Raw genomic sequence first — 6,470 nt, 5'->3', positions numbered from 1 at the left:
AGCCCACCCAGGCCCCCGTCACCCGCGTGGTCCCCGACAGCACGCCCGGCATCCCCCCGCCCGTAAGGATGCGGACATGGGCATACGCACGCTCCATCGCCACACGGCTCCGGCGCAGGCGACCACCGATGCGACCGCGTCCACCCCACCACCGTCGGTCCCGCTCTTCGCGGCAACGGCCAGTACCGCCCGCATCCCGCCCGACCTCGCGACGGCCCTGCGCAAAAGGGCCGCGGACCTGCGTCACCAGCTCACCCGGAGGGACTGGCGGCTCGCCGCCGACCAGGCCCGCGGCTATCTCGCGCTGCTCCTCACGGCACTGCCCCGCGCCCGCCAGGTCCGGACCGTCACCGTGTTCATCGCGACCGCCGCCGCGGTCACCGACCGCCTCGACGGCTCAGCTCCCGGCCGGGAACCGGCGCCGGGACCGGACGCCACACCCTGACGCCCACGGCGTACACCAGCACGCCCAGCACGAGCCCGGCGCCCACTCCGAAGCACAGGGTCGGGATCAGCTCCCACGGCTTCGCGGTGGACCCCCAGTAGTCCCACCACCGCGAGGCCCGCTGCACCGCCCCGACGAGCGCACAGCCACCGATCACGGCAGCGGCCCACCACTGGTCCGCGCCGGTCAGCACCGGCACCCCCACCGGCTCGGCGGCAGCGCCCCGCACCCGCCGCAGGGCGTATCCCAGGAACACCGCGATCACGACCGCGGCCACCGCCGAACTGCCGTACTGGAGGTACCAGTACAGCGGCGAGCCCGCGATCGTCTCGCCCAGGACGGGGAACACCCGCATCCCCCACCGGTCGAGATGGGTGAACGCGTCCCACACGACATGCGTCAGCGCGCCGAGCGCCGCCGACACGTACCAGCGCGCCACCAGCGACGGCCGGACACGCGCGCGTGGCGCCCCGCAGCGCAGCAGGGCCGCCGGCCGCGCCTGCCGACGGCGTGGCAGCAGCGCCACCAGAGGCTCACGGATGAGCAGCCACAGCCCCACCAGCGTCCACGCGACGAGCACGTCGACGGTGAAGACGCCGACGAAGGAGTGGGTGAACGCCCCGAACTCCATCGCCTCGGACAGGACACTCGCCGCGAAATAGGTCATGTCGGGAGCGAAGGAACCCGCCACCAGCACCGCCGGCACCAGCTGGCCCCGGCCGGTTCCATCGGTGCGTAAAGCGGGCAGTACAGCGGCCGCATGGCTCAGCGTGAACGGCAAGAGGTCCCCCTGGTTCGGTGTGGTCGGACCGGCCCAGTATGGCCAACTGGTGAAAACCGGGCACTGGGGGCACCTCCCATGCGTTTAGAGCTATGGGGGAGGGTGCCCGCGCAAAGCAAGTTGTCGTAGGGTCGCCTGGGTCACCGCGCCGGGGAGCGCGGTCGAACAGAAGAGCCAGGCAGGAAAAAGCTCCACGAGGGCAACCCGCACCACGGGTCGATCGTCACACCATGGCGAGCACGTCGAACGGAGACGGGCGCTCGGGCGTCCACGGGAGGGGTTCACTTTATGTCGGCGCAATTCGGCAGGAGGCTGCGCAAGGGAGCGGTGGCCACCACCGTCGCCGCGGCGGCTGTCGCGGCACTCTCGGCGTCCCAGGCACCCGGCGTGACGGTCGACGACAGCGGCAGATCGACCGCGGCCGACGCCCAGCCCTCTCCCGACGCGACCGGCGACGACAGCGGCGCGACCGGCAACTCGCCGTACTACACGGACCTGCCGCCGCTCAACAGCCCGAGCCCCGCACCGACCGTCGGCACCCCCGCAGCCGCCACCGGCACGACCGAGGCCGGCATACCCGCGACCGTCCTGGACGCCTACAAGAAGGCCGCGTCCTCGCTCCAGTCGTCCAAGCCCGGCTGCAACCTGCCCTGGGAACTCCTGGCCGCCATCGGCAAGGTGGAGTCCGGGCAGGCCCGCGGCGGCCGCGTCGACGCGGACGGCAACACCATCGGCAGGATCCTCGGCCCCAAGCTGAACGGCGTCGGCTTCGCGCACATCAGCGACACCGACGGCGGCGCGTACGACGGGGACAGCGTCTACGACCGGGCCGTCGGTCCCATGCAGTTCATCCCCTCCACCTGGGAGTGGGCCGGCCGCGACGGCAACGACGACGGCAAGAAGGACCCCAACAACATCTACGACGCGGCGCTCGCCGCCGGCCACTACCTGTGCCGTTTCGGCTGGGACCTGTCCACCCAGTCCGACCTCAACAGCGCGATCCTCAGCTACAACAACTCGCAGGACTACCTGAACACGGTCCTGTCGTGGCTGGAGTACTACCGCAAGGGCACCCACGAGATCCCCGACGGCACCGGCAGCATCCCCGACAACCGCAGCGACGACGACAGCAGCGCGAACCCCCCGCCGTCGCCCACGGACCCGTCGACGCCGAGTACCCCGAGCACGCCGAGCACGCCCACCTCCCCGAGCACCCCGTCGACGCCCAGCACTCCGTCGACACCCGGCACGCCGACCCCGACGCCCACCCCCACCGACACGGTGGACCACCTGGAGGACGCGGGCACCGCCAAGCTCACCGCGCAGGCGGGCGACGCCTTCACCAAGAGGATCAGCACCCGCGCCGAGACCTCGGCCGGCAAGGCCGTCGGCAAGGTCCGTGTCCGCTTCACGATCGTCGGCGACACCGACACCGCCTTCACGGGCGGCGAGAGCGTCGCCACGGTGGTCACCAACAGCTCCGGCGTGGCCGTGGCGCCCGTCCTCAAGGCGGGCGAGAAGACGGGTGAGTTCACCGTCCGGGCCACCGTCGTGGGCCGCTCGGTCACCGGGCTCGACTACACCGCGACCGTCACCGAGCGCGTCGCGGACACCCTGGCCCGCACCAGCGACACCGCGCTGACCTGCACCCCCGGCGGCGAGTTCGCCGACCAGGTCGAGGTGAAGGCGACCTACGACGGAGCCGTCGCGGACGGCGTCGCCGCCACCGCCACCCTGATCACCTCCGCCGAGGACGCGACCGAGAACACCAAGGGCCCCTACTTCAAGGACGCGGACGGCAAGACCGTACGCACCCTCACGGACCTGGAGACGGGCGCCGACGGCCTGCTCAAGCTGCCGAAGCTGTACGCGGACGACACCACCGGCACGTTCCTGCTCCGCATCAACACCTCCGGCGGCGCGACCCTGACCGTCGAACTGACGGTGGCCGCGGCGGCCGAGTCGACGGAGTCCGCGAGCCCGAGCGCCTCGGCGAGCCCGAGCGCGTAGCCGGCACCGGCTCGTTCCTCTCGTACGCCCATGGCGGCGCCCCTCGTGAGGAGGGGCGCCGTCGTCGTGTGCAACGTGTTCTCATCTCGGCCACCCGTTGCTACCGTGCCGGACCTGACGACCTATCAGTTCCAGTCCGTCGGGAGGCCCGCATGCGTGCTCTGATCGCCGCCGCGATCGGCCTGGCCGTCGCGCTCGCCCTGGTCCTCACGATCACCGCGATGGGGTCGCCGACCGGCAAGACGTCCCCGAAGCCGCTGCTGACGACGGTGCCGTCACACCCGTGACCGCCCGGGAGGGAGGCCGAGATGCGCCGCAAGGCCAGCCTGATCCTGCTCGCCCTCGCCGTGTTCTTCGCGGCGCTGTCCCCGCTGCTGCGCTGGTACGCCTTCCCGAGACTGGCCAAGATCCCGGCAGGCCAGTACCAGGACATGGTCCTGGAGGCGAGGAACGCCACCCTCATGAACAACTCGATGCAGGTCGAGAAGGTCTCCAAGGTCACCATCGTGCAGACCCTCAAAGGCAACGTCGAGGCCTCCGAGAAGATCGAGAAGACGCTCGGCCGCGACGTCGTCGTCTGGGACGGCCTGTCCTACGCCCAGGGTCCCGACGGCCAACAGGTCGCCTACATCCCCGAGCGGTACATCTTCGACGCCCACACCCAGGAACCCGTCCACGCCACGGGCGAGATGGTCGACGGTGACCCGGTGAAGCGGGAGGGCCTCGAGTTCAAGTGGCCCTTCCTGACGGAGAAGCGGGACTACGAGTACTTCGACGCCCAGACCCGCACCTCGTCCCCCATCCACTACAAGGGCACCCAGGACTTCCGCGGCCTGGAGGTCTACTACTTCGAGCAGACCATCCCCTGGACCCAGGTGAAGTGGCCCAAGAAGCTGCCCATCGCCGGCGTCACCCCCGAACAGCTCGCCAAGACCGGCACGACCCGCTGGTACACCACGGTCCGCAAGTTCTGGGTCGAACCCGTCACCGGCGCCCCCGTCTACGGCGAGGAGATCCACCGGGAGGAACTCCGCGGCGGCACCCTTCTCGGCGACCGCGACAAGGTGACCGCGTTCGCCGGCCACGTGAAGATGCGCGAGGACTACATCGAGCACACCGTCGACCTGGTCAGGTCCAACCGCACCCTGGTGCTCCTGATGACCTCGTACCTCCCCTGGGGCTTCGCGACCCTGGGCGTGCTCCTGCTGGCCCTGTCGCTGTACCTGGAGGCCCGCAGCCGCCGCCCGGGCGACCCGGAACCCGCCACGGACTCCGCACCCGAACCGGTCACCGCCTGAGCCGCGCGTTCGTATACCGCGTCGGCTCGGCATCCGCCGGGTCCTCGGGCCACGGATGCTTCGGATACCGGCCCCGCAGCTCCGCCCGCACACCCTTGTAGCCGTCCTTCCAGAACGACGCGAGATCGGCGGTCACGGCGGCCGGGCGGCCCGCGGGGGAGAGCAGATGGACGAGCAGCGGAACCCCGGCCAACGCGGGCGACTCGTGCAGCCCGAACATCTCCTGCAACTTCACCGCGAGAACCGGCTGCTCGGGGTTCGCGTAGTCGATCCGGATTCTGGACCCACTGGGCACGGTGATCCGTTCGGGCGCGAGCTCGTCGAGCCGCGCGGCATCCCCCGAGGCCCAGGGCAGCAACCGGCCCAGCGCCTCTCCGGCGTCGATCCGCGCCAGATCGGCCCGCCGCCGGGCACGACCGAGCTCCGGTTCCAGCCATTCGTCCACGCGCGCGTAGAGCGCCTCGTCGCAGACGTCCGGCCACGGCTCCCCGAGATGCAGCCGCAGGAAGGCCAGCCGCTGCCGCAGTACGTCGGCGTCGGGCGACCAGCGCAACAGACGGAGCCCCTCCTGCCGTAGCCCTTCGAGCAGCGCCTCGCGTACGAGAACGGGGTCCGGGTCCCTGAGCGTGCGCACGGCCAGCTCCACGGCCCCCAGCCGCTCCACCCGCCGCGCCACGACGTCCCCGTCGGCCCAGTGGACCTCGGCCCGCTCGGCGAGCAGCACGCCCGCCGCCCGCCGCGCGGTCTCCTCGTCCACGACCGCACCGAGCTGCACGCGTGCGTGGCCCTTCCCGACGGGACGGTCCGCGACAGCGACGGCGATCCAGGGCGCCCCGCGCAGACCGGTGCCCTCGCGGACCTCGGCGCGGGTCCCCGACACCATGAGATAGGAACCTCCGTCGGCCCTGGCGACCCGCTCGGGGAAGGCGAGGGCGGCGACGAGCCCGATCAGGGCGTCCTCGGGGAGAGGGGACGGGCGGGCCGGCTCGGGGGTGAGCGCTTGCAGCCGTCGCACCTCCGCCCGCCAGCGCCCCGCATAGGCGTCGCCCCCACGCCGGGCCGCCCGCACGGCGGCCGCCAGATCGTCGCCGTACTCCCGCGGCGGCTCCTCACTGAGCAGCGCGACCACCTCGGCCACCTCCCGCGAGGGCCCGGCGTCCAGCAAGGCCCGCCCGAGCCGGGGATGCAGCCCCAGCCGGGCCAGCCGTACCCCCCGCTCCGTGGCCCGCCCGGCGGAGTCGACCGCCCCGACGGCCGCCAGGACGCTCCGTGCCGCCGCCATCGCCCCGGCGGGCGGCGGATCCAGCAACGCCAGCCCGGAGGCGTCCGGATCGCCCCAGCAGGCCGTCTGGAGGGCGAACGCCGTCAGGTCGGCCACCTTGATCTCCGGGGCCGGGAAAGACGGCAGCCGTACGTCCTCCGCCTCCGTCCAGCAGCGGTACGCCACACCCGGCGCCTCACGCCCGGCCCGCCCCAGCCGCTGGTTCCCCACCGCGCGGGAGGCCCTGACCGTCGTCAGCGCGCTCAGCCCGCGCGCGTGGTCCACCCGGGGCTCCCGCGTCAGCCCCGAGTCGACGACGATCCGCACACCGGGCACCGTCAGCGACGACTCGGCCACCGAGGTCGCCAGCACCACCCGGCGCCGCTCGCCGGGCGCCAGCACCGCGTCCTGCACGGCGGCCGGCGCCCGTCCGTGCACCTGGAGCACGTCCACGTCACCGAGACCGCCCAGCTGCCCGGCGACCCGCGCGATCTCGCCCACGCCCGGCAGGAAGCACAGCACATCCCCTTCCCGCTCGGCCAGCGCCCGCCGCACCACCGACGCCACATGCGTCAGCAGCGCGGGATCGACCCACATGCCGTGCGAGGGCCGCACCGGACGGGCCGGGGGAGCCCAGACCACCCCGACCCCGTACGCCCGCCCCCGCGCCTCGAC

6 protein-coding genes are annotated in these 6,470 nt (G+C 72.6%); 4 read left to right on the top strand and 2 right to left on the bottom strand.

The genetic code is table 11. The features are described 5' to 3' along the window. Window positions 1-76: 76 nt before the first annotated feature. Window positions 77-445 carry a hypothetical protein gene (locus tag HLK59_RS47070; RefSeq protein ID WP_240983050.1) on the top strand — a complete coding sequence of 123 codons (369 nt, stop codon included), beginning with the start codon at window positions 77-79 and terminating at the stop codon, window positions 443-445. Here the strand turns inward: HLK59_RS47070 and HLK59_RS47065 are convergent. After that, window positions 378-1,226 (bottom strand): DUF4184 family protein, encoded by an 849-nt coding sequence (locus HLK59_RS47065; RefSeq protein WP_171147830.1) that lies wholly within the window; start codon window positions 1,224-1,226, stop codon window positions 378-380. The genes HLK59_RS47070 and HLK59_RS47065 overlap by 68 nt on opposite strands. A gap of 288 nt (window positions 1,227-1,514) precedes the next feature. On the opposite strand from HLK59_RS47065, the gene HLK59_RS47060 reads away from it, so the two are divergent. The 3 genes from HLK59_RS47060 to HLK59_RS47050 all read left to right on the top strand — a co-directional run bounded on the left by HLK59_RS47060 (window position 1,515) and on the right by HLK59_RS47050 (window position 4,534). Next, the gene (locus tag HLK59_RS47060; RefSeq protein WP_171147829.1) at window positions 1,515-3,236 is read left to right on the top strand and encodes a lytic transglycosylase domain-containing protein; all 1,722 of its coding nucleotides are present in this window, start codon (window positions 1,515-1,517) and stop codon (window positions 3,234-3,236) included. A 152-nt stretch (window positions 3,237-3,388) separates the two neighbouring features. After that, window positions 3,389-3,523, top strand: a complete 135-nt coding sequence (locus tag HLK59_RS47055) for an SPW_0924 family protein (RefSeq protein WP_171147828.1) — start codon at window positions 3,389-3,391, stop codon at window positions 3,521-3,523. 21 nt (window positions 3,524-3,544) lie between these two features. Further along, a complete protein-coding gene (locus tag HLK59_RS47050) occupies window positions 3,545-4,534 on the top strand; it encodes a DUF3068 domain-containing protein (protein WP_171147827.1) in 990 nt (329 codons plus the stop codon). Here HLK59_RS47050 and HLK59_RS47045 read toward each other — a convergent pair. Continuing rightward, a partial coding sequence (locus HLK59_RS47045) for an ATP-dependent helicase C-terminal domain-containing protein (RefSeq protein WP_171147826.1) occupies window positions 4,524-6,470 on the bottom strand: 1,947 nt, incomplete at its 5' end. The genes HLK59_RS47050 and HLK59_RS47045 overlap by 11 nt on opposite strands.

The sequence above is a fragment of the Streptomyces sp. S3(2020) genome (assembly GCF_013044505.1).
Classification (GTDB): domain Bacteria; phylum Actinomycetota; class Actinomycetes; order Streptomycetales; family Streptomycetaceae; genus Streptomyces.
The sequence above is the reverse complement of the archived record's forward strand: the minus strand, read 5'-3'. Positions and strand labels throughout refer to the sequence as shown.